Annotated in this window: 28 protein-coding genes; 14 read left to right on the top strand and 14 right to left on the bottom strand. The window is 57.6% G+C overall.

Annotated features, from left to right (window positions below; translation table 11 throughout):
* Window positions 1-167: 167 nt before the first annotated feature.
* A complete protein-coding gene (locus tag B3M52_RS02690) occupies window positions 168-716 on the top strand; it encodes a DUF1415 domain-containing protein (RefSeq protein ID WP_041336336.1) in 549 nt (182 codons plus the stop codon).
* Window positions 717-846: 130 nt separating this feature from the next.
* Window positions 847-1,461 (top strand): LysE family translocator, encoded by a 615-nt coding sequence (locus tag B3M52_RS02685; protein ID WP_136633547.1) that lies wholly within the window; start codon window positions 847-849, stop codon window positions 1,459-1,461.
* Between the two features lie 61 nt (window positions 1,462-1,522).
* Here B3M52_RS02685 and B3M52_RS02680 read toward each other — a convergent pair whose 3' ends face one another.
* Window positions 1,523-1,951 (bottom strand): organic hydroperoxide resistance protein, encoded by a 429-nt coding sequence (locus B3M52_RS02680; protein WP_075197036.1) that lies wholly within the window; start codon window positions 1,949-1,951, stop codon window positions 1,523-1,525.
* 235 nt (window positions 1,952-2,186) lie between these two features.
* Between B3M52_RS02680 and B3M52_RS02675 the strand changes: the two genes are divergently transcribed.
* From B3M52_RS02675 to B3M52_RS02665, 3 genes are read left to right on the top strand one after another with little or no spacing between them, the layout of a single operon-like run.
* Complete coding sequence (locus tag B3M52_RS02675; RefSeq protein WP_087148971.1) at window positions 2,187-3,041, top strand: NAD-dependent protein deacetylase; 855 nt, start codon at window positions 2,187-2,189, stop codon at window positions 3,039-3,041.
* 53 nt (window positions 3,042-3,094) lie between these two features.
* Window positions 3,095-3,838, top strand: a complete 744-nt coding sequence (locus B3M52_RS02670; RefSeq protein WP_286748670.1) for an AzlC family ABC transporter permease — start codon at window positions 3,095-3,097, stop codon at window positions 3,836-3,838.
* Entirely contained in the window at window positions 3,835-4,158 is a 324-nt protein-coding gene (locus tag B3M52_RS02665; protein ID WP_036209492.1) for an AzlD family protein, read from the top strand. Before B3M52_RS02670 ends, B3M52_RS02665 begins: the two co-directional genes overlap by 4 nt.
* A 90-nt stretch (window positions 4,159-4,248) precedes the next feature.
* On the opposite strand, the gene B3M52_RS02660 is transcribed toward B3M52_RS02665, so the two are convergent.
* Window positions 4,249-5,106 carry a DUF3750 domain-containing protein gene (locus B3M52_RS02660; protein ID WP_085681969.1) on the bottom strand — a complete coding sequence of 286 codons (858 nt, stop codon included), beginning with the start codon at window positions 5,104-5,106 and terminating at the stop codon, window positions 4,249-4,251.
* Window positions 5,107-5,299: 193 nt separating this feature from the next.
* Here B3M52_RS02660 and B3M52_RS02655 point away from each other — a divergent pair, with 193 nt between their 5' ends.
* Genes B3M52_RS02655 through B3M52_RS02645 form a run of 3 tightly spaced genes read left to right on the top strand, consistent with a single transcriptional unit; the run spans window position 5,300 to window position 7,462 of the window.
* Window positions 5,300-5,515 carry a dodecin gene (locus B3M52_RS02655; protein ID WP_007154494.1) on the top strand — a complete coding sequence of 72 codons (216 nt, stop codon included), beginning with the start codon at window positions 5,300-5,302 and terminating at the stop codon, window positions 5,513-5,515.
* A 49-nt stretch (window positions 5,516-5,564) separates the two neighbouring features.
* A complete protein-coding gene (locus tag B3M52_RS02650; protein ID WP_136633209.1) occupies window positions 5,565-6,113 on the top strand; it encodes an isochorismatase family protein in 549 nt (182 codons plus the stop codon).
* A complete protein-coding gene (locus B3M52_RS02645) occupies window positions 6,107-7,462 on the top strand; it encodes a nicotinate phosphoribosyltransferase (protein ID WP_269399664.1) in 1,356 nt (451 codons plus the stop codon). Before B3M52_RS02650 ends, B3M52_RS02645 begins: the two co-directional genes overlap by 7 nt.
* Window positions 7,463-7,500: 38 nt before the next feature.
* Here the strand turns inward: B3M52_RS02645 and B3M52_RS02640 are convergent, their stop codons facing one another.
* The 3 genes from B3M52_RS02640 to B3M52_RS02630 are packed head-to-tail and all read right to left on the bottom strand — an operon-like array spanning window position 7,501 to window position 9,780.
* On the bottom strand, window positions 7,501-8,154 hold the full coding sequence (locus tag B3M52_RS02640) for a hypothetical protein (protein WP_269399663.1): 654 nt from the start codon (window positions 8,152-8,154) through the stop codon (window positions 7,501-7,503).
* 41 nt (window positions 8,155-8,195) lie between these two features.
* Complete coding sequence (locus B3M52_RS02635) at window positions 8,196-9,365, bottom strand: GNAT family N-acetyltransferase (RefSeq protein WP_269399662.1); 1,170 nt, start codon at window positions 9,363-9,365, stop codon at window positions 8,196-8,198.
* A gap of 55 nt (window positions 9,366-9,420) precedes the next feature.
* Window positions 9,421-9,780, bottom strand: coding sequence for a hypothetical protein (locus tag B3M52_RS02630; protein WP_091640877.1), 360 nt, complete (start codon window positions 9,778-9,780; stop codon window positions 9,421-9,423).
* A 189-nt stretch (window positions 9,781-9,969) separates the two neighbouring features.
* Between B3M52_RS02630 and B3M52_RS02625 the strand changes: the two genes are divergently transcribed.
* The 6 genes from B3M52_RS02625 (at window position 9,970) to B3M52_RS02600 (ending at window position 14,947) form a co-directional block, all read left to right on the top strand.
* A complete protein-coding gene (locus B3M52_RS02625) occupies window positions 9,970-10,656 on the top strand; it encodes a response regulator transcription factor (protein WP_036209506.1) in 687 nt (228 codons plus the stop codon).
* Window positions 10,653-11,975, top strand: coding sequence for a sensor histidine kinase (locus B3M52_RS02620; protein WP_151982702.1), 1,323 nt, complete (start codon window positions 10,653-10,655; stop codon window positions 11,973-11,975). Before B3M52_RS02625 ends, B3M52_RS02620 begins: the two co-directional genes overlap by 4 nt.
* Before the next feature lie 58 nt (window positions 11,976-12,033).
* Complete coding sequence (locus B3M52_RS02615; RefSeq protein WP_075197046.1) at window positions 12,034-12,639, top strand: YigZ family protein; 606 nt, start codon at window positions 12,034-12,036, stop codon at window positions 12,637-12,639.
* 78 nt (window positions 12,640-12,717) lie between these two features.
* Window positions 12,718-13,242, top strand: a complete 525-nt coding sequence (locus tag B3M52_RS02610; RefSeq protein ID WP_075197047.1) for a DUF4136 domain-containing protein — start codon at window positions 12,718-12,720, stop codon at window positions 13,240-13,242.
* A gap of 37 nt (window positions 13,243-13,279) precedes the next feature.
* Window positions 13,280-13,633 carry a translation initiation factor Sui1 gene (locus B3M52_RS02605; protein ID WP_036209515.1) on the top strand — a complete coding sequence of 118 codons (354 nt, stop codon included), beginning with the start codon at window positions 13,280-13,282 and terminating at the stop codon, window positions 13,631-13,633.
* Between the two features lie 60 nt (window positions 13,634-13,693).
* Window positions 13,694-14,947, top strand: a complete 1,254-nt coding sequence (locus tag B3M52_RS02600; protein ID WP_075197048.1) for a D-amino acid dehydrogenase — start codon at window positions 13,694-13,696, stop codon at window positions 14,945-14,947.
* Here B3M52_RS02600 and B3M52_RS02595 read toward each other — a convergent pair.
* The 9 genes from B3M52_RS02595 to B3M52_RS02555 all read right to left on the bottom strand — a co-directional run bounded on the left by B3M52_RS02595 (window position 14,944) and on the right by B3M52_RS02555 (window position 24,073).
* Complete coding sequence (locus B3M52_RS02595) at window positions 14,944-16,593, bottom strand: fatty acid--CoA ligase (RefSeq protein WP_127401740.1); 1,650 nt, start codon at window positions 16,591-16,593, stop codon at window positions 14,944-14,946. The genes B3M52_RS02600 and B3M52_RS02595 overlap by 4 nt on opposite strands.
* 185 nt (window positions 16,594-16,778) lie before the next feature.
* Window positions 16,779-17,060, bottom strand: coding sequence for a pyrimidine/purine nucleoside phosphorylase (locus B3M52_RS02590; RefSeq protein WP_007154483.1), 282 nt, complete (start codon window positions 17,058-17,060; stop codon window positions 16,779-16,781).
* Between the two features lie 72 nt (window positions 17,061-17,132).
* A complete protein-coding gene (locus B3M52_RS02585; RefSeq protein ID WP_075197050.1) occupies window positions 17,133-17,465 on the bottom strand; it encodes a Na+/H+ antiporter subunit G in 333 nt (110 codons plus the stop codon).
* A gap of 39 nt (window positions 17,466-17,504) precedes the next feature.
* Complete coding sequence (locus B3M52_RS02580; RefSeq protein WP_085679689.1) at window positions 17,505-17,774, bottom strand: K+/H+ antiporter subunit F; 270 nt, start codon at window positions 17,772-17,774, stop codon at window positions 17,505-17,507.
* Window positions 17,771-18,259 carry a Na+/H+ antiporter subunit E gene (locus tag B3M52_RS02575; protein WP_127401739.1) on the bottom strand — a complete coding sequence of 163 codons (489 nt, stop codon included), beginning with the start codon at window positions 18,257-18,259 and terminating at the stop codon, window positions 17,771-17,773. The genes B3M52_RS02580 and B3M52_RS02575 overlap by 4 nt, the downstream gene beginning before the upstream one ends.
* The gene (locus tag B3M52_RS02570) at window positions 18,259-19,776 is read right to left on the bottom strand and encodes a monovalent cation/H+ antiporter subunit D (protein ID WP_075197053.1); all 1,518 of its coding nucleotides are present in this window, start codon (window positions 19,774-19,776) and stop codon (window positions 18,259-18,261) included. Before B3M52_RS02570 ends, B3M52_RS02575 begins: the two co-directional genes overlap by 1 nt.
* Window positions 19,773-20,144 (bottom strand): Na+/H+ antiporter subunit C, encoded by a 372-nt coding sequence (locus B3M52_RS02565; RefSeq protein ID WP_075197054.1) that lies wholly within the window; start codon window positions 20,142-20,144, stop codon window positions 19,773-19,775. The genes B3M52_RS02570 and B3M52_RS02565 overlap by 4 nt, the downstream gene beginning before the upstream one ends.
* The gene (locus B3M52_RS02560) at window positions 20,144-22,951 is read right to left on the bottom strand and encodes a monovalent cation/H+ antiporter subunit A (protein WP_085679695.1); all 2,808 of its coding nucleotides are present in this window, start codon (window positions 22,949-22,951) and stop codon (window positions 20,144-20,146) included. The genes B3M52_RS02565 and B3M52_RS02560 overlap by 1 nt, the downstream gene beginning before the upstream one ends.
* A 309-nt stretch (window positions 22,952-23,260) precedes the next feature.
* Window positions 23,261-24,073: a crotonase/enoyl-CoA hydratase family protein gene (locus B3M52_RS02555; protein ID WP_075197056.1), complete on the bottom strand. Its 813-nt coding sequence runs from the start codon at window positions 24,071-24,073 to the stop codon at window positions 23,261-23,263.
* Between the last annotated feature and the right edge of the window lie 44 nt (window positions 24,074-24,117).

The raw sequence follows: 24,117 nt of genomic DNA, 5'->3' as shown, positions 1-24,117 counted from the left end.
CCGGCAGCCATCGGTCACGGAATTATTGTAAGCTTGCTTAACGTATCATGACTTGCGCTGGCTGTGTCGGTCCTTTCAGGTCCTTTCAGGTCCTTTTCAGTCTTGTTCGGCGCTCGGGCAGCATTTTCGCCATCCTTTCCCCGCTTTTAACGTATGGGAGTTTCAACTTGGAGTGTAATACCGTTCTGGCCGCCACGCGGCGGTGGGTGTCAGAGGTGGTCATTGGTCTCAACTTGTGCCCGTTTGCCCGTCGGGAGTTGGTGAATGAGCGCATTCGATTTGTGGCGACGGATGCCAACTCGGAGGAGGGGCTGTTAACTGCACTGCAGGAAGAAATGATGCATCTGGACCAACATCCGGAGGTTGAGACAACGCTGCTTGTGCATCCCGACGTGCTGACGGACTTTATGGACTACAACGATTTTCTCGACGCAGCCGACGGCCTTCTTGTGCATCTCGAGCTGGACGGGGAGTATCAGATTGCCAGTTTTCATCCCGACTATCAGTTTGGCGGCACCAGTGCGGCTGACGCCGAAAATTACACCAATCGCTCTCCTTACCCGATGCTGCACCTGCTGAGGGAACGCAGCCTTGAGCGCGCCATCGCCGGCTATCCCGGAACAGAATCGATACCGGAGCAGAACGTTGAGCTGATGAATCGATTGGGTGCAGACCACATGCGCAACCTGCTTATCCGGACTTTGTCCCCCGGATAAGAGCTCTGACGGGTAATGAATCGCTCAACTGTTATGGTCAAAAAACCACACTTCTGAATCTGTTTCACTGGCGGCCCGCTTTGTAGGATTGACGAGTAACGAATCGGTAACAGGGAGCTCGGCAGGGAACATGGAAATCGTATTAAGCGTATTGCTCTTCGCGCTGGTGTCGACGGTAACGCCAGGCCCGAACAACATCATGATCATGACATCGGGCGTCAATTTCGGGGTGTGGCGAACGCTACCTCACTACCTGGGTATCTGCTTTGGTTTTCCCGCTATGGTGGTAGCGATCAGTCTGGGCCTGGGGAAAGTGTTTGAAGCATTTCCGCAGTTACACCTGGTGATCAAGGTTCTTGGCATAACCTATTTGCTGTATCTCGCCTGGAGAATCGCGACCACAGCCACAGAGATCGACGGTGAGAAAACCAGCAAGCCGTTGTCGTTCCTTCAGGCGGCGGCCTTCCAGTGGGTGAATCCCAAAGCCTGGGTCATGGCGGTTGGCGCTTTGGCGACGTTCACCACGGTCAGTAGTGGCGAGGTGCTGCAGCAGTCGTTCTGGATCGGGCTGACCTTTTTGCTGGTCAGCGTGCCCTGTGTTGGTAGCTGGATGCTTGGCGGGGCAGGATTGCGGAAATTGTTGCGCAAGCCGTTATATCGAAGGATGTTCAACTGGACCATGGGCGCGCTGCTTGCACTGTCGGTAATTCCCATGCTCTCGGTGGAAACCGCAAAGCTGGTCTAGCCGGTTCCTGACAGCGGGCAGGTAGCCCGCTGTCAGATTTCGGTGATCGACCAGGTCGATATCAATCCACCCGGGTCAATGTCACATCGATGTTGCCACGGGTGGCGTTGGAGTAGGGGCACACCTGGTGAGCTGCATCGATCAGCTGCTTGGCCTGTTGATCGTCCATGCCCGGCAGAGAGATTTTCAGTTCCACCTCAATCCCGAAGCCTCCGGGAATCTGGCCAATGCCGACTACACCCTCAATAGACGCATCTTCTGGCATGGGAAGCTTGTCCCGGCCAGCGACGAATTTCATGGCGCCGATGAAGCACGCAGAATAGCCGGCCGCGAACAACTGCTCCGGGTTGGAGCCTTTGCCGCCGGCACCACCCATTTCTTTCGGTGTTGTCAGCTCAACATCGAGGACGCCGTCCGAGGAGATGGCACGGCCGTCACGGCCGCCGGTAGCTTCTGCTGACGCGCGATAAACAACCTGTTCAATAGACATGTTTTCGACTCTCCTTCGTGCGCATTACAACGCATCGTGTGTTGATGACTTTATTTCGTTGTTAATGGTTGCACAAAATTAAATTTTGCACAATGCAAATAGAATATTGTGCCCTCTTCAGAATCTTTTCCGGTTGTTACCATTGGCAGCGGTGGATTTGCTCCCTAAAGTAGAGGAGTTCCCAACGAGTGTGAGTGTGATGCCTGTCATTCAAAAACCTGTTAAAGGCGTAACAATGCCGGCCGCTGACCAGCCACTGGAGCTGCATTCTCCCGAGCAGGCGGGGGCCATGCTGGCGGAATTCATCCACCGGCATCCTGGCCTGATGATATTGACGGGAGCCGGCGTCAGTACCGATTCCGGCATTCCTGACTATCGGGATGGCGATGGCGCGTGGAAGCGCAAACAACCGGTCCAGCATCAGGACTTTATGACGAGCACGATGGTTCGTCAGCGTTATTGGGGACGAAGCCTCATTGGTTGGCCAATCATTCGCAACGCCAGGCCCAACATCGCGCATCATCGTGTTGCCGAGTTGGAGCTTCGCCGCTACAGCCGCCTGCTTGTCACCCAGAACGTGGATCGCCTGCATCAGCAGGCGGGTAGCCGTTCGGTAACCGATTTGCACGGCAGGGCAGACGAGGTTGTCTGCATGGATTGCGGATATCGCTGCAAGCGGGACGAGGTCCACGAGCGTTGCGCGGACATGAACCCGACTTTTGGGCACTATTCCGCCGGTGCCGCGCCGGATGGTGATGCCGATCTGGAAGTGGACTTTTCTGAGTTTCGCATCGCGGACTGTCCCTGTTGCGACGGCATTCTGAAACCGGATGTGGTGTTTTTCGGCGACTACGTGCCCAAAGACCGGGTGACGTCCACACTGGACACGCTCAAGACGTGTGATGGCCTGTTGGTGATCGGCTCTTCGTTGATGGTCTATTCCGGATTTCGATTTTGTCGCTATGCCAAGGAATGGGGCAAACCCATGGCGACACTGAACCTGGGGCGTACCCGTGCCGATTCACTGGTGGACCTGAAGCTTAACGCGGGCATCAGTGACACCCTGGCCTACACCCTGGGCCAGCTCTGACTCTTCGGCATCTACCTATACGCATCTGAAGCTGGTTTCATTAGCTTGCTTAGATGAACGTTCATACATATTCCTACCAGCTTCAACCCGAAAAAGTCCGCGCGGAGTTTTTCCGGCTTCTTCCCATCTCGTTATTTGTGGTGGCGTTTGGTGCCGCCTTTGGATTGGCGGCCATCCAGAAAGGATTGGAGCCACTGCAGGCAATACTCATGAGCACCACGGTATTTGCGGGCGCTTCCCAGTTTGCCGCTGTCGATATGTGGGGCAGCGAGGTGTCGCTGATTCCTTTGATGGCCGTCGTGTTCGCCATTAATTCCCGCCATCTGCTGATGGGGGCCTCCCTGTACCCCATGCTCAGGGATGTGTCCCCGGGGCGGCGCTATGGCTTACTGCTGCTACTGACCGACGCCAACTGGGCCGTGTCCGCGCAGGAATACCAGAGTGGTAAACGGAACCTGGAGGTTATCCTCGGCGGTGGTCTTGTTCTGTGGGTGGCGTGGATTATCGGAACCTGGCTGGGGGTTTATTTCGGTGGCTTGCTGCAGAATCCCAAGTCTCTGGGCCTGGATATGGTGCTGGGTTGCTTCCTGCTGGCCATGGCACTCGGCGGCAACAAATCCCCCCGAACCCTGGTGGCCTGGACCGTCGCGGCAACCTCATCGCTGGCCGCCTGGAAATGGCTACCGCCGAATACCCACGTGGTTGTCGGTGCGTTGGCAGGTGGCGCTATTGGTTTTTTCTGGATGGAAAAGAAGTCTGAAACACCGGAATCTGTTGAAGAGGGGCGTTCATCATGACGGTTGAAACCACGGTTGCCGGCACTCTGGCCCTGATCGCCATCATGACGCTTGTCACCCTGGCGACTCGCTTCGGCGGTGTGTTCCTGATGTCGTTCGTAACGATCAACCCACGCATCGAAAGCTTCATCAACACCATGGCCAGTTCGGTGCTGATCGCGATCATCGTCCCCATGGCGGTAAGCGGCGATGCCGGCTCATTGGCAGCACTGGTTGTCACCGCTGTTATTATGCTGGCAACGAAGAAGCCTCTCCCCGCTATCGCAGCCGGTATCGCTGCAGCAGGGCTAGTCCGCTATGCAGGAATCACCGCGCTCTAGGGTTTTCCTCCGAATCAGGGCGAGGCAGGGCAGGTCTCCCAAAAATGTGCGGAGCCATGGATGGCGGAGCCCAAGCGTACATGGATGTATTCAAAGCGTTTTTTGGGAGACCTGCCCTGCCTCGGCCGCCTCAGCGGCACCAGTTTGAGGCACAGCGTCGGTCTCAGGCTCAGAGTTCGAGCCAGACGGTTCATGCATCGGATTGGTGCTGCGGAACGCCAATTCGCCGACTCCGGGGAGTTTGATGCCAAGCGCCAACGGGTTGATGCCCATCGAGAGCCCCAGAATGTTCAATTCCAGTCCTTCCCGAACACCGGCCAGAATACCAAAATAACCACCGAGCGATAGTTGATAACCGCTGCCGCCAGGTACCTCGGACACAACGCCATTTCCCAGATAATCCTTGCCAATCGCGTGGTTGGGCAGGGCCACGTCCATTTCCGGAATCTGACGGATCACCCAGGCGACGAAGGTGTTGCTGTTGGGGCCGGGCCAGGCGGTGTATTCCGTTGGGTATGGGTAGCGGTCAATCACCTCATTCAGCTGATCAATAATCCGCTCGGCCTGCTCACCGCGGATATCCGCAATCAACGTCGGCGGCGCGCCATACCAGGCACGATCCGGGTCGTCTGGCCGGGACTGGACCACGTAGTGACGCCAGCCCGTGACTTCATGAACATAATAGCCATCGGCGCCCGCCTCTTTGGTGCTGATCCAGGTATGCAATGAGAAATACCCCCGCCAGTTATAGGCACGGGCCCCGTAGACCTGAACCACCGCCGCCTGCTCCTGCTCCGGGCGTGGGGCAATGCCCGCGCTGGAGCGGTCTGCCGTTCGCCAGCTCCCTGAGTCCTGGAGGCCGGCGCAGGCGGCCAGGAACAGCGGGCCGGCGAGCAGAAGTGACAGTGTCAGGGTGAAACCGATAAAACAGCGTTTGAAGGTTTTCATCTGAATCCGGAAACGTTGAATGACCCATGTTTTGCGATGGTACGACGAAAGAAACTCAGAGTTCATTCATGCCGTAAAGTTCCCGTCGCCCGTGCTCTTGGTCATTTGATGGTCACGGTTTACTGGTATACGCTGAAAATACAGGCATTCGAAGCACTTGCCTGACACTTACAGCCTTGGAACAGGAGGCGTCATGTCCGACCATCATGTTTACAAGAAGGTGGAAGTGGTTGGCTCTTCGAAGAAAAGTATCGAGGATGCCATTGAGAATGCGATTGCCGAATGCAGCAAGAATCTTCGCAACATCGAATGGTTCGAGGTGCAGGAGACGCGCGGCCATGTGGTCGACGGAAAAGTCGGACACTATCAGGTCGTGCTCAAGATAGGCTTCAAGATTGAGGGAAGCTGACATCCGGTGATCTGAGCAAATTTTTGGTAAAACCATGGGAGGTATTCTTATGGGCACTGGACCAAATGCTCTGTTACTGGTTGATGTTCAAAATGATTTCTGCGAAGGCGGCAGCCTGGCGGTGCCTGGCAGTGATGACATTTTTCCGGCGATCAACGGATGGATCGACAAGGCCCAGTCGTCTGGATGGCCGATTCTTGCCAGCCGGGATTGGCATCCGGTGGATCACATAAGTTTCAGTGATCGCGGTGGGCCCTGGCCCGTCCATTGCGTTCAGGACACCCCCGGGGCCGAGTTTCATCGAAACATGGCACTGCCTGACTCGGCCATCCGGGTGAGCAAGGGCACCGCATTCGATACCGATGCCTATTCCGCGTTCGACGCTACCCAGCTGGACAGCTACCTGCGCCGCCACGGCATTCATCGGCTGTTTGTAGCCGGGCTTGCACTGGACGTGTGTGTCCAGGCGACCGTGAGGGATGCGTTGAAGCTCGGCTTCGAGGTTGAGCTCATTACCGATGGAACACGGGCCGTTCAGGCTGATAACGCCCCAGCGGTTTTCAAACAACTGGAAGAGGAGGGCGCGGAACTGTGCTGAAACACCCCCCGGTTGTAAAAGGGACTGACCTGCCTCTGCTGGTGGATCTGTATGAGCTGGCTATGGCCCAGGCGTACTGGTCCGAAGGCATGAACGAGAACGGGGTTTTCAGTCTTTTCTTTCGCACTCTTCCTGAGAACCGTAATTTCGTTCTTGCCTGTGGCCAGCAGCACGTGGCCCATATTATTGAATCTCTCGCCTTTACCGACGAACACATAAAGCGCCTGGAATCCCTGGGCAGGTTCCAACCCCGGTTTCTGGACTGGCTGCGGGAATTCCGCTTCAGTGGTTCTGTACATGCGATTGCGGAAGGAACGCCGGTATTCCCTCAGGAACCCTTGCTGGAAGTGGAGGGGCCTGTTGCCGAGGTTCAGTTGCTGGAAAGCCTGGTGATGAACTACGTGCATCTGGAATCTGTGCTGGCCTCCAAGGCGGTCCGCCTGATATTCGCGGCGCAAGGCCGGCCGGTCGTCGACTTCGGGATGCGCCGCACCCATGGTATGGACGCGGCACACCGAGGTGTGCGCGCGTACCGATTCGCCGGCCTGGCCGGAACCAGCAATGTCCTGGCAGGCCTGGATTTCAACATGCCGGTATACGGCACCATGGCACACAGCTTCGTTCAAGCCTGTACAGGTGAGATGGAGGCGTTCAGAACCTATGCCCGGCTCTACCCGGGCACAACACTGCTGGTCGATACCTATGACACCCGCTCGGCGGTGGCGAGGATCATCGATTGGCTGCAAGAAGAACCGGAGGTGCGTATTGGTGGTATCCGCCTGGATTCCGGCGACCTTGCCTCGGACGCTGCTGAATGCCGACGTATGCTGGATGAGGCGGGCCTTGGCGATGTAAAAATCATGGCGAGCGGCGGTCTGGATGAATACAAGATCGCGACACTTGTCTCCGACAACGCCCCCATCGACGGCTTCGGTGTTGGCACTGCCATCGGGGCCTCGAACGACGAGCCGGCATTGGAGCTTGCCTTCAAGCTTACGGAGTACGCGGACCTGCCAAGAATGAAAAACTCCCCTGGCAAGCAGTCGTTCCCAGGCCGCAAGCAGGTCTACCGTCGCCTTGACCCGAACGGCCGCCTCGCGCAGGACGTCGTTGCCGGCCGGGACGAAGTGTTTGATGGCGAGCCGCTGTTGAAGCCGGTCATGAAGCGAGGCCTGATCATCGAAGGCGCCATTCCGACACTGGATAGTCAGGTGGACAATGCGAAGCGGGCGTTGGATGCCCTGCCGAGCCAGTTTCGCTCGCTGGAGCCTGCACATGAAAATCCGGTTGTGATCAGCGACTTTCTCAGGGCATTGCAGCGGGACACGCTGGCAAAGGTCCGGGGCTGACTGAAAGGCAGAGGTGCGAGATTCCGCGTGGCCCGGGATTACCGAAGCATGCGCCGTCTGATGGCGCCAACCAACTGGTTCAGCAGTTCGCGGGATTGGCCCTCGTAAAGCGTGTGAAACTTTTCTTTCTGCACCTCTCGTTCATGGCTGGTGTTCGACGACAGGGAATCCTTGCGCAGATCCATGAAGTGGCAGGCGGCCAGATGGGCTTTTATATGGTTGTCAATCAGTTGCGTAATGAGCCCATCGACGTCGTCATGGCAAAAGGGGCGTACGCGATTGAGGGTACTGCGTGCGTCCAGTGCCGCCTTGCGGGCTTCCAGGCGTAATTCGCCGGCCGGTTCATCAGACTCCACAGAACGCAGGAACATGCCCAGCTTGTCGTGCAATAGCCAGACCAGAGGCCAGATGGCTTCGTAAGCGGCCTTTTCAGCAGAGAACTGCTCACTGGCAATCGGGTTTCTTCCGGCTTTCGTGGAGTCGGGGCCATTGAACTGGGACACGCGTATTTCGTCCATGTCATGCCACAGGCTTTCGACGCGCTGCTTCACGGTGTCACTCTGTTCAGCCGCGGCCCGCCTGGCGGCGGAGGCCGAAAACAGGGCGACAATTGCCACAACGAGTGCGGCAATTGCGATGAAGAACGTCAGCTGTGTTGTCGCGAGAAAGTCGAAAAGGTAGTCCATGTCCATGGCTGCCCGCTCCGGTAAGTGTCTGCACGACCCCTGGCTCGCTACTGGTTCTGCTCGGTCTGTCTGAATGGCAGCGCCTGCAGGGCATCTTCAGTATAGGCCATGACATGCTCCGCTTCTTCGCTGGTAAACCTTTCGATGGCGTCGCGAAAACCGGGGTGCATAACGCCATGCCAGGAATGGGTGATCACCGGCTCAAACCCCCGAACCAGTTTGTGCTCCCCCTGCGCGCCAGCATCGAAGCGTGCCAACCCCAGCTGTATGGCCAGTTCAATGCCTTGATAGTAGCAGGTTTCAAAATGCAGGTGGTCGAATTCCTCCAGGCAACCCCAGTAGCGCCCGTAGAGCGTATCCTCGCCCGTCAGGAATAGCGCACCGGCGATCATCTCACCCTCTTTTACCGCCATGACAAGGTGAAGATGCTCCGCTTGGCGGTCTTTCAGCAGGCGGAATAAGGCCTTGTTCAGGTATGGCCGCTGGCCCCGTTTCAGGTAGGTGGCCTGGTAAAATACGTGGAAGGCCGCGAGCACGTTATCCGGGATATCGTCTCCCGAAAAATGTCGGAATGAAATGCCCTGATCCGCAACCTGTCTTCTTTCCTTGCGGATTGATTTGCGCTTGCGCGACGTCAGCCGGGCGAGGAAATCCTCAAAGGTGTTGTACTCGTGGTTGTGCCAGTGGAACTGGCAGCCGATCCTGTGCAGTTGATCGTTCCTGTCCAGCAGTGCCTGGTCCTGGCGATCCGGGAATAGCAGGTGCCAGGAGTGGGCCCCCAGGCGTATGGTGATGGCATCCAGCGCATCGTGGATTCGTGCGGGCGTCATCCACTGGCGAAGGGTTTTCGAAAACAACAGCCGTGGCCCCTGGCAGGGTGTGAACGGGATGGCAATCAGCAGCTTGGGATAGTAATCCATGCCATAGCGCTGATAGGCATCGGCCCAGGCCCAGTCGAAGACGTATTCTCCCATGGAGTGAGCTTTCAGGTAGGCCGGAGCCACTCCGGCAAGCCGATTGTCCAGGTAGAACGCCAGATGGGCCGGTTGCCAGCCTGTCGCGGTGTTTGTGCAGCCAGACTCTTCCAGTGCAAGCAGAAACTCGTGTTGAAGAAAGGGGTTATAACGGCCGACAAACCCGTTCCAGTCTTGCGGATGGATGTCATCAATCGACTGGACGGGGCGGATTGTCAGTTCTGCGGTACCGGGTTCTGGCATGGTCGGGGCTTCTCCGTGGTTTACCCAGTACCATACGTCAGAACCCGGCCTGTGATCACTGCTCGGAAGTGCGGTTTTCCATGTCTTTGCAGCGCTTTTCCATTTTCTTTTGCCGTTTTTCCATCTTGGCGCTGTGTTTCTCTCGCCTTTCCTCGTGGATCTCGTCCCAGATCTCGCGTTGCTCGTCGGTCAGTTTCAGGCGATCCGCCATGTCGTTGCGGTGCTCTGCCCATTTTGCCTGGCGCTTTTCGTCATTGAACCAGCCTTTGCCCTCGCGCATGTTCTCGCACATCTCGGCTTTGTCGTGTTTGCCGCGGTGGTGTTCGCCGTGGTCCGAGGCCATCGCCATTGGGCTGGTCAAAAGAGTTGCTGCGATCAACGCGCTGGCAATGCGTCCGGAAGTGATGTGTTTCATTGGGTGTTCTCCTGTGTTGTAAATAAGCCTGCTCCAGCAGGCCCGGTCTGAACTCACAGGGACTATGCTAGCGGAGGACGGTGTCAGGCGGCGTCAGCGAACTGTAAAGGTTATGCAAAGGAAAATGATGCAAATCAGTGGGCTTGTGGGAGCGTGTTAGACTGCATTCAGTCACAACGGAGGATTGCCATGCAGAACCGGGTGCTGTTGGTTGAAGACGACGAGGAGTTGCGGGAACTGCTGTCCCGCTATCTGACCAATCAGGGCTTCACCGTAAGAGAAGCCGCAAACGGTCAGGATGGATTGTCACTGGCGCTGGGGCAACACTGCGACCTGGTGGTGCTCGATATCATGTTGCCGGATATCAGCGGCCTGGAAGTGCTGCGTCAGTTAAGGGCAAAAACCCATCTTCCCGTTGTACTGCTGACGGCCCGTGGCGATGAGACGGATCGAATCGTGGGTTTTGAGGTTGGCGCGGATGATTACATACCCAAACCCTGCAACCCCCGGGAACTGATCGCTCGGCTACAGGCGCTGCTTCGCCGTGTTGCCTGGGATCAGGAAGTGGGAACGGATGAATCAAGGGCATACGGCGACTTGCGGGTCGAGCCGGTTCATCGTCGAATCTACCACAACAACGTGGCACTGGATCTGACCGCTACGGAATACGAAGTGTTGCAGGTACTGCTGGCCCACGCAGGCAGTGTGGTACGCAAGACGGATCTTATGCAGTGGGCTCTGGGCCGTCGGCTGGAAGCCTATGATCGTACCCTGGATATGCACATCAGCAACCTCCGGAAAAAATTGGGCAACGACGACCCGCCCCGAATCGAAACCGTACGCGGGCTGGGCTATAGCTATCGGGTGCCGGCATGACCCGGCGGCTCAGGTTTCCTCTGTTCTGGCGGATATTCCTGTCGATCTGGCTGGCTATGGCGGTCACAGTGCTGATGAGTAATGTGGCAACCCGTGCCCTGATGGAACGGGAGCGAATGGCCATCGAACGACAGGTCGGTCTGCGGGAGCTGGCGCTGGAGGCTCTGGTGGTCAGGGAGAACGAGGGCCGCGGAGCGGCCTGGCGCTTCCTTAAGGAGCAGGGGCGGAGCCTGGACCTTCACCTGTCGCTGATAGACGCAGATCGCAACGACGGAGACCTGCCTTCATCCATCCGCGAGCGGATGAAGTCGGGGGGGTGGCACCGGCAGAAACCGGCAGTTATTGAGGTCGGTGCGGACCATCGCCTGGTGGCCTGGCCCCGCCTGGATGGCGAGGGCTGGCTTGATCCCAAGTTGTTCCGTCTCCTGGAACTGGGGCTGGCGTTCGTTATCATCACGCTTGCCTGTTGGTGGATTGCGCGTCTGGTTTCCCGCCCCCTTAAACATATGGAATCCACCGCTCGTGCCATTGCTGGAGGGGACAATGCGCTTCGGGTCAGTGATCGCATCGCGAGTCGACGGGACGAGGTGGGTGCTTTGGCGACAGCCTTCAATGCCATGACCCAGCAACTGTGCAGTTTGCTCGATCGCCAGACACACCTGTTGCGTGATATATCTCACGACCTCCGAACCCCCCTGACACGGCAACGGATTGCTATTGAGCTGGCCAGTGACGGTAGTGTGGATGCGGATCTGCTGGCCTCGATCCTGCGGCAGAATGAACGTCTGGAAGCGATGACCTCCCAGATCCTGACGCTCTACCGGGTCTCGGAGCAAGGAGGCGATATCGAGCGGGAAGCCGTGCAGCCAGTCGTGGTGATCAATGACGTTCTGAGGGATGCGGCGGACTACGCCGAGCACCGGGGAGTGGATTGCCAGCTTATGGTGGATGAGGGCTGCCGCAACACGTCGTTGTTAGGGGATCGCGGGCTCATCCAGCGTGCGCTGGACAATGTCCTTCAGAATGCCCTGGATCATACGCCGCCGGGAAAGAATGTGCATGTCGCGCTGCGCTGTGATCAACGGCACTTGTTGGTGGAAATACGGGATGAAGGCCCAGGTGTGCCTGAAGACGTTCTGCCCCATCTCTTTGAGCCCTTCTACAGGGCTGACAAGTCCCGCGGGGGCAAGGGGTGGGGGCTTGGTCTGGCTATCGCGAGGGACATTGTTGCCATCCATGACGGCCGGATAGAAGCGCTCAATGGCGAGCCGGGCGGTTTGATGGTGGTGTTGAGATTTCCGCTCTTTACCTCTGGGTGAAGAGGATAGAAAGGCTTGCTGTTGGCCTCATGATGGCTGTGTGTCAGGAACTGGTTTTATGTCCAAGGATTACCCGATACCCGCTGGCTTTCTTGAGCGGGAGACAGAGATCAAAAAGAGTCGGTTTATTGCCCGGGTTGCGCCGGTGTCGTCCCGGGATGAGGTCAAGGCCTGGCTTGAACAGGCCCGGAACGACCACCCGGATGCCCGTCATATCTGCTGGGCTTATCAGATAGGCCGGCCCGGCGCGGCCGCTGAAGCCGCCATGAACGACGATGGCGAACCATCAGGAACGGCCGGTAAGCCCATTCTCAGTGTCATTCAGCACAAGGACCTGGGAGACGTGCTGGTGATGGTGATACGGTATTTTGGAGGTATCAAACTCGGGGCTGGCGGCCTCGTCAGGGCCTACGCAGGAGCAACCGAAGCTGTCCTTTCGGGGGTTGAAAGGGTGATTCAGCAACCCATGTCACAAGTAACGGTGACGATGACCTTCGCAGATGAGCAGCCACTCAGGCATTGGTGTGACCAAAACGGTGCCGAGATTGGCAACGTTGGGTACAGCGCCGGTGTAACGGCTGACGTGAGCCTGGTGGAAGAGCGGAATCAGGAATTTACGGCGTTTTGCGAGAGCCGGGGTATGGGTTACCGTTTTGACAGCTAAGGAACCATTTGCGAAACGCTTCGTGTCGACTGTGCGTATACTTTAATAAATGAAGTATGGAAAGAGGCAACCAAGATTATGAAAGCTATCGTTGTGTCCCTGTTTTTGATGGCCCTGACGGGCTGCGCCAGCAACGTAGTCACCGATTACGATTCCAACGCGGTCTTCGGTAACTACAGTTCCTGGGCCTTTGCACCGAAGGGCGAGGACCAGTCTTTCACCTCGCTTGATGGTGGTCGGATAGAGAGTGCGGTTGAACGAGAGCTGAACCGAAAGGCCATGCGTAAAGTGGGCGAAAGCGAGGCGGATCTGCTTGTCACCTGGCAGGTGGTTGAGGAGGAGCGTCTCGAGCGCAGCGGTGTTGGGCTCGGCTTCGGCTTCGGCAGTGGTAACTTTGGCTGGGGGCTGTCGTCGGCTCCACCAGTGCGTGAAATCCAGGAAGGCAAGCTGGTGGTGGAGTTGGTAGACACGGAGACTGATCGTGTCGTCTGGCGCGCAGCAAGCCGGCGCTATCTGAATGAGAACCAGGCAACCGAGTCGCGGCGGGAGCTGATCGACGAGATTGTCGCGGACATGTTCGAAAAATACCCTCCCGGGGCGTGAGTGTCTCAACAGGGCTCTTAAACAACATGAGGACGTTATGAAGAATCGTTCTGGGGGACTGGTGTTCTCCACGGAACAGGGGCGTATGTGCCCGGACTGTCGCCACCCCGTTGATGAATGTGTTTGCGGGGCACCGGCTCGCCCCTCCGGTGATGGCGTTGTGCGCGTCAGTCGGGAAACCAAGGGGCGCAAAGGAAAGGGCGTTACCTTGATTACCGGTATTCCGATGGACGACAAGGAACTGAAAGCGTTCGCGAAGGTGTTGAAAGCCCGATGCGGAACCGGCGGCACGGTGAAAGAAGGCACCGTGGAGATCCAGGGTGATCAGCGAGACCTGCTGGTGCCCCTTTTGAAGGAAAAAGGTTGGACGGTGAAACGGTCCGGTGGCTGACATTGTATACCCACATGTATACTATGTAGAGTTCTGAACTTGTTCAACCGGAGAAAATGGATGCACGTACTGGTGCTGGGTGCAGGTGTTGTTGGTGTTACAAGCGCATGGTTCCTGAGGCAGCAGGGATATGATGTGACGGTAGTGGACCGGCAAAATCAGGCAGGCACCGAAACCAGTTATGCCAACGGCGGCCAGATATCGGTATCCCACGCCGAGCCCTGGGCCAAACCTTCTGCCCCCTTGAAGCTACTTAAATGGCTGGTCCGGTCCGATGCACCGCTGCTTTTTCGTCCCCGCCTGGACCCGGTCCAGTGGCGCTGGGCGATGGCTTTCCTGAAGCAGTGCACTGCTTCCCGGGCGGCTTACAACCTTCGGCAGATCGTGAATCTGGGGATCTACAGCCGCGCTCATTTACAAGCGTTGCGCCAGGACATCGGCATTGAATACGACCACCTCGAGAGAGGCATCCTGCATTTCTACACCAATCCTGAGGAATTCGAATTGGCCCTGAGGCCGGCCCGCATGATGCGAGAACTGGGGTGTGATCGTCAGGTGATTGACACCAACAGGGCCGTCGAACTGGAACCCGCCCTGGCTCCAGTTAAAGACCGGATTGCCGGCGCCACGTACACCGCGGAAGATGAATCCGGTGATGCCCGTCGATTCACTCAGTCCCTGGCGAAAAAGGCTGAGGAAGCCGGTGTGGAGTTCCTCTACAACAGCGAGATCCTGGGGTTCGAGAACACCCAGGATCGTGTTCTCGGAGTCAATGTTATACGTGAAGGTCGCCACCAGATCCTTCGTGCCGACAACTACGTGCTGTGCCTGGGTAGCTTCAGCGCTATTCTTGCTCGAAAACTGGGCCTGACTCTGAACATTTACCCAGCGAAAGGCTACTCCATTACGGTGCCGGTGAAGAGTGAGGCCGCTGCCTTCAACGTCAGCCTTACCGACGATGAATACAAGCTGGTGTACTCAAGACTGGGCGACCGCATACGGGTCGCAGGCACCGCGGAACTGAGCGGCTACAACCGGGCACTGAACCTGACCCGCTGCCGAACGATCGTCCGGCGCACCGCAGAGTTGATGCCCGATGCGGGGCACTGGGAAAGGGCCGAGTTCTGGGCCGGATTGCGCCCGGCGACCCCCTCCAATGTGCCCTACATCGGAAAGAGCCACTTCGGCAACCTCTACCTGAACACCGGCCACGGCACGTTGGGGTGGACACATTCCTGTGGTTCCGCGGCCGCTTTGGCGGACATTGTGGCTGGTCGCACCCCCGATGTGGATTTTGCGTTTACCGGGCTTTAGTGTTCCTGCAACTGATCCCGAATCAGTTTCTTGTTGATCTTGCCAACGCTGGTTTTCGGTATGTCGTCGACGAAATCAATCTGGTTCGGAATGGCCCACTTATTGATCTCACCGGAATCCACGAACTGCTTCAGGTGGTTCTGGATATCGTCCAATGACGCTTCCTCTCCCGGCTTCAGGATAACCAGGGCGTGGGGCCGTTCGCCCCATTTCTCGTCGGGCACACCCACCACCGCTGCACCGGCGACGGCTGGATGCTGACTGATCAGGTTTTCCAGATCCAGGGAGGACAGCCATTCACCGCCGGTTTTGATGACATCTTTGATGCGGTCCTTGATCAGCAGCGTGTTGTCTGGCTCCAGACTTGCCACGTCACCCGTGTGCAGCCAGCCACCTTGCCAGAGCTCCTCGCCTTTCTCCGGCTCCTTGAAGTAACTCTGGGTCAGCCACGGTGCCCGGGCAACCACTTCGCCCTTGGCCTCGCCGTCGTGGGGGACCGGTTCGCCCTCCGGATTCACGATTTCCAGTTCCACCATGGGCACGGCAATACCGGTCTTGATGCGCTTGGAGGTCTGCTGCTCCAGGGGCAGTTCCAGATCCTCTGCTGTCAGGTGAGTGGTGCTGAGAAGCGGGCAGGTTTCCGACATGCCGTACCCCGTGTACATGGATACGCCCAGCTTCGCCCCGGCGTCACATAGGCCGCGCGTAAGGGCGCTGCCACCGATCAGTACGTGCCAGTTGCTGAGGTCGGCCGTCTTGATGGATTCGGTTGCCATCATCATCTGCATGACCGTCGGCACACAGTGGGAGAAGGTCACCTTGTGCTCCTTGAGGAGGTCTACCAGCAGTTCCGGTTCATAGCGTCCGGGGTAGACCTGTTTTATGCCCAACATGGTGGCCGCGTAGGGCACGCCCCAGGCGTGTACATGGAACATGGGGGTCACGGGCATGTAAACGGACGAGGACCTCAGTAGCGGCATCTCATCATACGCAGACAAAGAGCCGGTCATGGCCAGCGTATGGAGAACGAGCTGGCGGTGACTGAAGAAAACACCCTTTGGATTCCCGGTGGTGCCGGTGGTGTAGAAGGTGGTGGCAATGCTGTTTTCGTCGAAGTCCGGGAAGTCGAACGTTGTACCGGCCTTGGCAAGCAGTTGTTCGTATTCGCCGAGTGATGGCAGTGATGTGGTTTTCGCTTGTGCCTCGTCACTCAGTTGGATGTAGTGTTTGACTGTTTTAATCTCGTCCTTCACACCTTCCAGGATGGGCAGGAAGTCATCGTGGACCATCACCAGGTCGTCTTCTGCATGGTTCATGGTGTAGACGATCTGCTCGGGCGACAGGCGTACGTTCACCGTATGCAGCACGGCGCCAATCATCGGGATGGCAAAGAAGCATTCCAGGTACCGGGGCGTATCCCAGTCCATCACAGCAACGGTATCGCCCGGTTTGACACCCGCGTCGGTGAGGGCGTTGGCCAGTCGGTTGATACGTTCAACCAGGTCGGTATAGGTGTACTTGCTGCGGTTGGCGTAGACGATTTCCTGGTCGGGAGAGTACCGGGGGCCGGAAAGAAGCAGTTGTTTGATCAGCAGTGGGTATTGGTGAGCGTTGTCTGCCGGCTTCAGGATGCGGGTCGGTGCCATGGTTCGGTGCCTCTCTCAATTGTTTAATTTATAACGAGAAGAGGGGTAAATCTGACACAGTTTCTGGCTTACGGAAACCTTTAGGCGATAAAAAAGCGCAGATCCGGTGCAGCGGGATTTAAATGGCCCGCTGGTCCCGGTCTGCGCTCTCGATGGGGTGTTCGCGAGAGGTTATTCGCGAGAAACTATTCGTAAGTGCAGAGGTAGGCCGTGTCGATGTCAGTCCGGGCCTTGAAGCTGGCCTGTCCCGCCACTTCAAAAAACTCGCCGGAACCGTAGGTCATCCATTCTTCCATGCCAGGCAGGAGAACGGTCAATACGCCACTGATCACCGTCATGGTTTCTTTCTTGCTGGTACCAAACTCATACTCGCCCGGGCTGATCACCCCCACGGTAGCCGGAAGACTGGAGGTCTGGAAGGCGATGGATTTGGCCTTGCCGTCGAAATACTCGTTAACTTTCAGCATGGGATACGCTCCTCAAAATTGTGGGAGCCTACTATACGGGAATTTTGTGCAACTCCAATGACAAATTTGCCGTTACTGGTCCCAGGTATTTCCACGCGTGTTGTCGGTTGTGGATACGCCGATATGCATCGCCGCCTTTGCCAGTATGTTGGCGCTCACTGGAGCGGTCAGGAAAAGGAACACGGTGATGAGCACTTCGGCAATGCCTATACCTTCTCCTTTGCTGCTGAAGTAGATGACTGAGCCCAACACAATGGCGCCTACGCCCACGGTGGTGGCCTTCGTTGGGCCATGCAGGCGTGTGTAGAAGTCAGGTAGTCGAGCCAGGCCAATGGCGCCGACCAGGGTGAAAAAACCACCGACGATCAGTAACAGTGCAATGGCGTATTCGGCAATGGGACTCATAACGGGGAACCTCTGGTCACAGGATGCTTGCCTTGTAGGTTATTCAATCACGCTGCCGCGCTTCAGGTATTTGGCCATCGCCACGGTACCGACGAAGCCCATCACGGCGATCAGCAATGCGGCTTCAAGATACAGGCGTGTACCCAGCGTTATTCCGAGCAGGACAATCAGCGCGATAGCATTGATGTACAGGGTGTCCAGCGCCAGTACCCGATCCGGTGCATCTGGCCCTTTGATCAGTCGATAGACATTCAGTATCGCCGCCAGGACAACCATGGCAATGGTGACGTACAGCGCGATGGTAATCATTGAAACATCTCCTTCAGGCGTGCCTCGTAGCGGGTGCGGATCGCGTTGATCACCTCGTCGTCGCTCTCGGCGTCAAGAGCATGGATTAGCAGCAATGTTCTGTCGTCACTGACATCGGCGCTGACGGTTCCCGGTGTCAGGGAAATAGTGCTGGCCAGCATGGAAATGGCCAGGGGGTGCGTCAACTCCAGGGGATAGGAGACCAGTATCGGCCTGGGGTCGCGGCCGCTGAGTATCAGGCGGGCGACGGAAACGCTGGACACCAGGATATCGTAGAGGACAAGGACCAGATACGGCGGCAGCTTCCAGGGACGCGTGAAGAAGGGAGGGTCCGGCCAGAAGCCGCGGGTCAATTGTGGAATCATCCAGGCCAGGGCCAGCCCCATGACAACACTGGCGCCAGAAACGCCGTCACTCAGAAACTGCCAGACGGTAAACAGGATGAGGCTGAGGTATGGCTGTGGAAAGCTCAGGCGGTCAAGCATTACTTTTCCTCCCCAACCATGGGTTTGCTCAGGATTTCTGTGTAGGCACTGGTGTCATGGAGCTGTGCCGCCGTATCTTCGGCGTAGCGGCTGATTGGCCCTGCGAGGATGACCATCACGATACTCAGAGAAATCAACGCGCTTGCCGATACAGACAGGGATGGTGTCAGCTTTTGAGGTTCTTCAATATGACCTTCCACGTTGCGCCAGAACACGATACTGCCTGCGCGGCTGTAGGCGATCAGCGTGAAAAAGCTGCCAATCAGCAACACGCTCCAAAGCCAGGCAACATCCGACTCGGTCACTGCCGACTTGAGAATCAGCAACTTGGCAAAAAATCCACTGAGGGGCGGCAGGCCCACGGCAGCCACCGCCCCCATCAGGAATAGCACACTCAGGAATGTGCGGTTGGCGATCCGTGGCGCAGTGACAATTTTGTCCTGGGCGCTGCCACGTTGGCCATCAACGAGATCGGCCACCAGGAACAGGCCACCGGCCACCCAGGTGGTGTTGAGGAGGTAGAACAATGCAGCGGATGTGCCGGCCACCGTGCCAAACGAAATGGCGGCAAGCAGCGTCCCGACAGAGATAATCACCTGCCAGGCAATCAGTTTCCTCAGGCTCGCGGCACCCAGGGCCCCGATGACGCCCATGGTCAGAGTGATCAGCGCCAATGGGAAGAGCCAGTCCATACCCAGGCCCGACAGCTCACCTGCCTGGTTGCCAAAGATCAGGGTGAAGACGCGGATAATGGCGTAGATACCCACCTTGGTCATGACCGCAAACAAGGCTGCGACCGGCGCTGTGGCGTTGGAATAGGCACCGGGTAACCAGAAGCAGAGCGGCAGGATGGCGGCTTTCAGGCCAAAAACCACCAGCAACATCATGCCGCCGGCTTTCACCAGGGGAAGGTTCTCTTCGGCCACCTGCGGAATCTTGACCGCCAGATCTGCCATGTTGAGTGTTCCCGTTACGCTGTAAATCATGCCAACGGCGATCAGGAAGACGGCAGAGCCCGCGAGATTCAGAACCACATAATGCAGGCCAGGAACGGTTCGGCTGGTGCCTTCGCCATGCATCAGCAAGCCATAGGAGGCAATCAGCAGAACCTCGAACGCAACGAAGAGATTGAACAGATCACCCGTGAGGAAGGCGATGTTCAGGCCAAGTAGCTGAAAAAGGAATAGCCCGTGGAACTGACGGCTGCTCTCGTCGGTACCACCGATGGCATAAATGTGACAAAACAGCGCCAGCACCGCGGTCATGACGAGCATCAGAGCCGCGAGCCGGTCCAGCACCAAAACGATACCGAATGGTGGTTGCCAGTTACCAAAGGCATAGAGGCGATAACTACCGTCGTCGGCGAGAACAAGAAGGACGATCGCAGCAACGAGCATCAGCACTGTGGTGGCAATGGCGAGCGTCCGCCTCAAGGCGATGGGCGCGTATCCCATAAAAGCCTGCAATATGCCGCCGATCAGCGGAATCAGTATGGGAGCAGTCAGCCAGTGGTTCATGTGTTGGCGCCCTCCTGCTCCTGCTTTTGCACAGTGCTGTCCTGTTCTGGAACGCGGCCGTTGACATGGTCGTCGTTGTTGTCGGCAAGACTGCGCAACGACAGCACAACGACGAAGGCGGTCATGGCGAAACCGATCACAATGGCGGTCAGCACCAGTGCCTGGGGCAGGGGGTCGGAATAGGTTTCCGCGCTGCCGATGATGGGCTGGCCACCGGTCGCCAGCCGTCCTGACGAGAACAGGAACAGGTTAACGCCATAAGACAACATGGTCAGGCCCACCACAACGGGAAAGGTGCGGGCTCTGAGCATCAGGTAAACCCCGGAGGCAGTCAAAGCCCCGATGACCACCGCGAATGCAAGCTCCATTATGAGCCCTCCTTATAGTTGGTACTCTTGATGGCCGAATGGGGCGACAGGCGACCAACGCTGGTCAGTGCCAGCAGTGTGGCGCCGATGACGGTCAGATAGACGCCGAGATCGAAGATCAGCGCCGAGGCGACCTCGAACTTTCCAACCACAGGCCAGTAAACGTAGTCGAACGTGGATGTGAGGAACGGATAGCCGAATGCGAAACTGCCAGCCCCGGCGATCAGTGCAAACAGCAGCCCCAGGCCGATGACGTTGTGGTAGCGGATTGAAATACGGCCCTGGGTCCAGGACATCCCGCTGGCAATGTATTGCAGGATCAACGCCACCGCAGTGATCAATCCGGCGATGAAGCCGCCACCCGGCATGTTGTGGCCGCGCAGGAATATATAGGCGGAGATCATCAGGGCCAATGGCAGCATCGGCCTGGCAATCTGCTGCAGCATCATCGGGTACGCATCCCGCGTCCAGGGATGGCCCTGGCCGTCACCCGGAGGCGGGGTCAGGTCGACATTGCGCAGCATTGCGTAAATGCCCAGTGCCGCAATGCCCAGAACCGTGATCTCACCGAGGGTATCGAAGCCACGGAAGTCCACAAGAATGACGTTGACCACGTTGGTGCCACCGCCGCCGGGTTTGCTGTTCTCGAGGAAAAACTCCGAAATGGACGTAAACGGCTGTGTCAGCATGGCCAGAGTAATGAGTGTCATACCGATACCAGCCGCGCCAGCGATCAGAATATCCCTGATGCGGCGGCCTTTCGGCGTCTCGATTGGCGTCCAGGACGGCATGTAGTACAGCGCCAGCATCAGCAGGACAATCGTTACCACTTCAACCGACAACTGCGTCATCGCCAGATCCGGAGCTGAGAAGCGGGCAAAGCCGAGGGCAACAAGAAGCCCGACGACGCTGAGCAAAACCAGCGCAAAGAACCGGTCACGATGCACTGCCGCCGTACCCAGGGCCGCAACCACCAGGATGGCAACACCGATAAGCGTGGGCCAGTCCACCGGGCTGAGCCCATTGCTGCCAATGGCAATCCCCAGGTCCCAGAGCGGGAGCACGGCAACCGCAATCACACTGACGATCAGCAACATGGCGTAGCGCTGCAGTGAGCCGTTCTCGATGTAGGCAGTAACGGTATGGGCAGTGTCCGAAATTCGGCTAACGATGGCCTCGAAGACCGCTTTTTCATCAATTTCCTTGAAACGGGCGTGGAAATCGAAAAACCGCTGGCGCTGGGTATACATCAACAGGCCACCGAAGAAGGCCACAAAACTCATCAACAACGGCAGGTTAAAGCCGTGAACAACCGTCAGGTGATACTCGGGAACGTCGCCACCCAGAGTGGCAGACGCTGCAGCATAGAGCAGTGGGCCGACGGAGAACGCCGGGAACATGCCAACCATCAGGCAGGCGAAGACCAGGATCTCGACCGGTATCTTCATGTACCTTGGCGGCTCATGGGGCGGAAAGATAGGCAGGTTGACGGGCCGACCGTTGAAAAACACGTCGTGGATGAACCGCGCCGAGTAGGCAACTGCAAATATGCCGGCCAGCGTTGCAATAAGCGGAGGCAGATAGGCCCACAGGCCGGGAAGATTCAGTTCCAGGGCTTCGGCGAAGAACATCTCCTTGCTCAGGAAACCATTGAGCAGCGGCACACCCGCCATCGACGCTGCCGCCACCATGGCCAGCGTGGCGGTATGAGGCATGTAGCGCCAGAGGCCATTGATCCTGCGCATGTCCCGGGTGCCGGTCTCATGGTCAATAATGCCGGCGGCCATAAACAGGGACGCCTTGAATATTGCGTGGTTGATCACGTGAAAGACCGCGGCGACGGCAGCCAGCTGGGTCCCCATACCGAACAGCAGGGTGATCAGGCCAAGATGACTGACCGTTGAATGAGCGAGGAGGCCTTTCAGATCATGCTTGAACATAGCGACATAGGCGCCAATCAGCAGCGTGGCCATGCCGGTAAAGCTCACCATGTAGAACCACTGTTCGGTGCCGGCGAGGGCCGGGTAAAGCCGGGCCATCAGGAAAATGCCGGCTTTCACCATGGTGGCTGAATGCAGATAGGCCGAAACAGGTGTCGGCGCCTGCATGGCGTGGGGTAGCCAGAAGTGGAACGGGAACTGTGCGGACTTGGTGAACGCGCCCAGCAGTACCAGCGTCAGTGCCACCGGGTACATGCTGTGGTTCTTGATCAGATCCCCGGCGGCGAGAACGTCCTCCAGCTCATAGCTGCCCACGATGTTACCAATCAGCAGAATGCCTGCCAGCAGTGCCAGGCCGCCACCGCCGGTAACGGCCAGCGCCATCCTTGCCCCGCGGCGGGCGTCTTTCTTGTGAGTCCAGAAGCTGATTAACAGGAACGATGTCAGGCTGGTCAACTCCCAGAAAACCATCATCAGCAACAGGTTGCTCGACAACACGATACCAAGCATGGAGCCTTTGAAGCACAGCAGAAGCGCGTAGAACTTACCGACGTTCTCGTGGGGCTTCAGGTAGTAGCGGGCGTACAGGATGATCAATAGCCCGATAATCAGGATCAGCAGGGTAAAAAGCAGCGATAGGCCGTCCAGGCGAAAGCTGAAAGACAGCCCGATGGCTGGCAGCCACTCGGTGGTGTGCTGCACGATGCCGCCGTCGGCCAGGATTGCCCAATGGGGGTATAGTGCCGCCAATCCAATGATGGCAGGGACACAGGAAATGACAGCAATTGCCGTGCGTCCGCCCTGGGCGAACAGCGGAGCCGCCAGGGCTCCCAGAAACGGCAGTAAAACGACCAGCGGTAGCGACATCGCAACCTCTTGTTGGCTTTCTTCTTTATGGATGGAGAAGCAAATGTTGCCTGAGTTTAGCCCCCGGTGTCCGTGCTTGCACGGGCAACCATATGAATGGTGGCCAGGATATCAGCAGTGATGGGGTGGATCCGGGAAGTAGGGCAAGCTGCCGCGATGCTTCTTTGCATCAGCAGCGACCGGTGAAAAGCCGGGATGTGTATTAGCCAGGGACCTTGCGGTCGTCATGGTTGCTCCGATAATCAGTTACCCTGGCTGATGATACGTGGCCGTCTACGCAGGTCAAGTACGCTGACCATTTATCCGCGTTCAGAAATCACGGCGGTCCTGGTAGGGTTTGTCGGGAGAGCCGGAATTCCGGGCAACGGCAATGCGCTGGTTAGCCCGCCCGAGTACCTTCTTCTGCAGCTTTGTTTCCCAGTCCAGTGCGGTTCTGTCGGTGGCGTTCCAGCTGCGGTTGAACAACAGCTTGCTGGCGGCGACGGCGTCTGGCGAGCGCTCGGCCAGCTCGCGGGCGAAGTTCATTGCTTCTGCCATGGGATCGTCGCTAACGCGGCTGACCAGGCCCATGGCTTTTGCTTCCGTGCCGTCGAATCGTCGCGCGGTCATGGTCAGTTCCTTGGCCAGATCAATGGGCACCAGTTCCCGCAGGGTCACCGTCAGGCTCATGTCTGGGATCAGCCCCCACTTGCTCTCCATGATGGAGAATTCGCAGTCGCTGGTGGAAAACCGAAAGTCGGCACCCAGCGCAATCTGGAAACCACCACCGAAACAGTAGCCATGGGTAACCGCAATTACCGGTGCCGGCACATCCCGCCATAAATAACCGACATTCTGGGCAAGGTTGCTGATCCTGCGGCCAGGTTTGACCAGCAGCTTGAGGAAATTCACCGGATTCTTCGACACGGTCTTCACATCCAGCCCGGAGCAGAAAGCGTCTCCGGCACCGTTCAGTATGATGGCGCGCACACTGCGGTCTTTCTTCAGGGTTTTGGCCGCCCTGGTGATCGCCTCGAACATGGGCATGTCCAGACCGTTGTATTTATCCGGCCGGTTCAGGGTCACGATGGCGATACCGTCCTCAATCGTGATCAGTACCCGTTCAGAATCGCGTGTGCTCATAGTGTGGGTTCCATGTCATACGTTAGTCGTAGGCCGCTATGCTA

Source organism: Marinobacter sp. UBA2688, from assembly GCF_002352785.1.
Lineage (GTDB): Bacteria > Pseudomonadota > Gammaproteobacteria > Pseudomonadales > Oleiphilaceae > Marinobacter > Marinobacter salarius.
This window is presented reverse-complemented; position numbering and strand designations above follow the sequence as displayed.

What these genes read in the sequence shown, in the direction of transcription:
- B3M52_RS02685 (WP_136633547.1), top strand. Translation starts at nt 847, where the DNA reads ATGGAAATCGTATTAAGCGTATTGCTCTTCGCGCTGGTGTCGACGGTA.
- B3M52_RS02680 (WP_075197036.1), bottom strand. Translation starts at nt 1,951, where the DNA reads ATGTCTATTGAACAGGTTGTTTATCGCGCGTCAGCAGAAGCTACCGGC.
- B3M52_RS02675 (WP_087148971.1), top strand. Translation starts at nt 2,187, where the DNA reads ATGCCGGCCGCTGACCAGCCACTGGAGCTGCATTCTCCCGAGCAGGCG.
- B3M52_RS02670 (WP_286748670.1), top strand. Translation starts at nt 3,095, where the DNA reads ATGAACGTTCATACATATTCCTACCAGCTTCAACCCGAAAAAGTCCGC.
- B3M52_RS02665 (WP_036209492.1), top strand. Translation starts at nt 3,835, where the DNA reads ATGACGGTTGAAACCACGGTTGCCGGCACTCTGGCCCTGATCGCCATC.
- B3M52_RS02660 (WP_085681969.1), bottom strand. Translation starts at nt 5,106, where the DNA reads ATGAAAACCTTCAAACGCTGTTTTATCGGTTTCACCCTGACACTGTCA.
- B3M52_RS02655 (WP_007154494.1), top strand. Translation starts at nt 5,300, where the DNA reads ATGTCCGACCATCATGTTTACAAGAAGGTGGAAGTGGTTGGCTCTTCG.
- B3M52_RS02650 (WP_136633209.1), top strand. Translation starts at nt 5,565, where the DNA reads ATGGGCACTGGACCAAATGCTCTGTTACTGGTTGATGTTCAAAATGAT.
- B3M52_RS02640 (WP_269399663.1), bottom strand. Translation starts at nt 8,154, where the DNA reads ATGGACATGGACTACCTTTTCGACTTTCTCGCGACAACACAGCTGACG.
- B3M52_RS02635 (WP_269399662.1), bottom strand. Translation starts at nt 9,365, where the DNA reads ATGCCAGAACCCGGTACCGCAGAACTGACAATCCGCCCCGTCCAGTCG.
- B3M52_RS02630 (WP_091640877.1), bottom strand. Translation starts at nt 9,780, where the DNA reads ATGAAACACATCACTTCCGGACGCATTGCCAGCGCGTTGATCGCAGCA.
- B3M52_RS02625 (WP_036209506.1), top strand. Translation starts at nt 9,970, where the DNA reads ATGCAGAACCGGGTGCTGTTGGTTGAAGACGACGAGGAGTTGCGGGAA.
- B3M52_RS02620 (WP_151982702.1), top strand. Translation starts at nt 10,653, where the DNA reads ATGACCCGGCGGCTCAGGTTTCCTCTGTTCTGGCGGATATTCCTGTCG.
- B3M52_RS02615 (WP_075197046.1), top strand. Translation starts at nt 12,034, where the DNA reads ATGTCCAAGGATTACCCGATACCCGCTGGCTTTCTTGAGCGGGAGACA.
- B3M52_RS02610 (WP_075197047.1), top strand. Translation starts at nt 12,718, where the DNA reads ATGAAAGCTATCGTTGTGTCCCTGTTTTTGATGGCCCTGACGGGCTGC.
- B3M52_RS02605 (WP_036209515.1), top strand. Translation starts at nt 13,280, where the DNA reads ATGAAGAATCGTTCTGGGGGACTGGTGTTCTCCACGGAACAGGGGCGT.
- B3M52_RS02600 (WP_075197048.1), top strand. Translation starts at nt 13,694, where the DNA reads ATGCACGTACTGGTGCTGGGTGCAGGTGTTGTTGGTGTTACAAGCGCA.
- B3M52_RS02595 (WP_127401740.1), bottom strand. Translation starts at nt 16,593, where the DNA reads ATGGCACCGACCCGCATCCTGAAGCCGGCAGACAACGCTCACCAATAC.
- B3M52_RS02590 (WP_007154483.1), bottom strand. Translation starts at nt 17,060, where the DNA reads ATGCTGAAAGTTAACGAGTATTTCGACGGCAAGGCCAAATCCATCGCC.
- B3M52_RS02585 (WP_075197050.1), bottom strand. Translation starts at nt 17,465, where the DNA reads ATGAGTCCCATTGCCGAATACGCCATTGCACTGTTACTGATCGTCGGT.
- B3M52_RS02580 (WP_085679689.1), bottom strand. Translation starts at nt 17,774, where the DNA reads ATGATTACCATCGCGCTGTACGTCACCATTGCCATGGTTGTCCTGGCG.
- B3M52_RS02575 (WP_127401739.1), bottom strand. Translation starts at nt 18,259, where the DNA reads ATGCTTGACCGCCTGAGCTTTCCACAGCCATACCTCAGCCTCATCCTG.
- B3M52_RS02570 (WP_075197053.1), bottom strand. Translation starts at nt 19,776, where the DNA reads ATGAACCACTGGCTGACTGCTCCCATACTGATTCCGCTGATCGGCGGC.
- B3M52_RS02565 (WP_075197054.1), bottom strand. Translation starts at nt 20,144, where the DNA reads ATGGAGCTTGCATTCGCGGTGGTCATCGGGGCTTTGACTGCCTCCGGG.
- B3M52_RS02560 (WP_085679695.1), bottom strand. Translation starts at nt 22,951, where the DNA reads ATGTCGCTACCGCTGGTCGTTTTACTGCCGTTTCTGGGAGCCCTGGCG.
- B3M52_RS02555 (WP_075197056.1), bottom strand. Translation starts at nt 24,073, where the DNA reads ATGAGCACACGCGATTCTGAACGGGTACTGATCACGATTGAGGACGGT.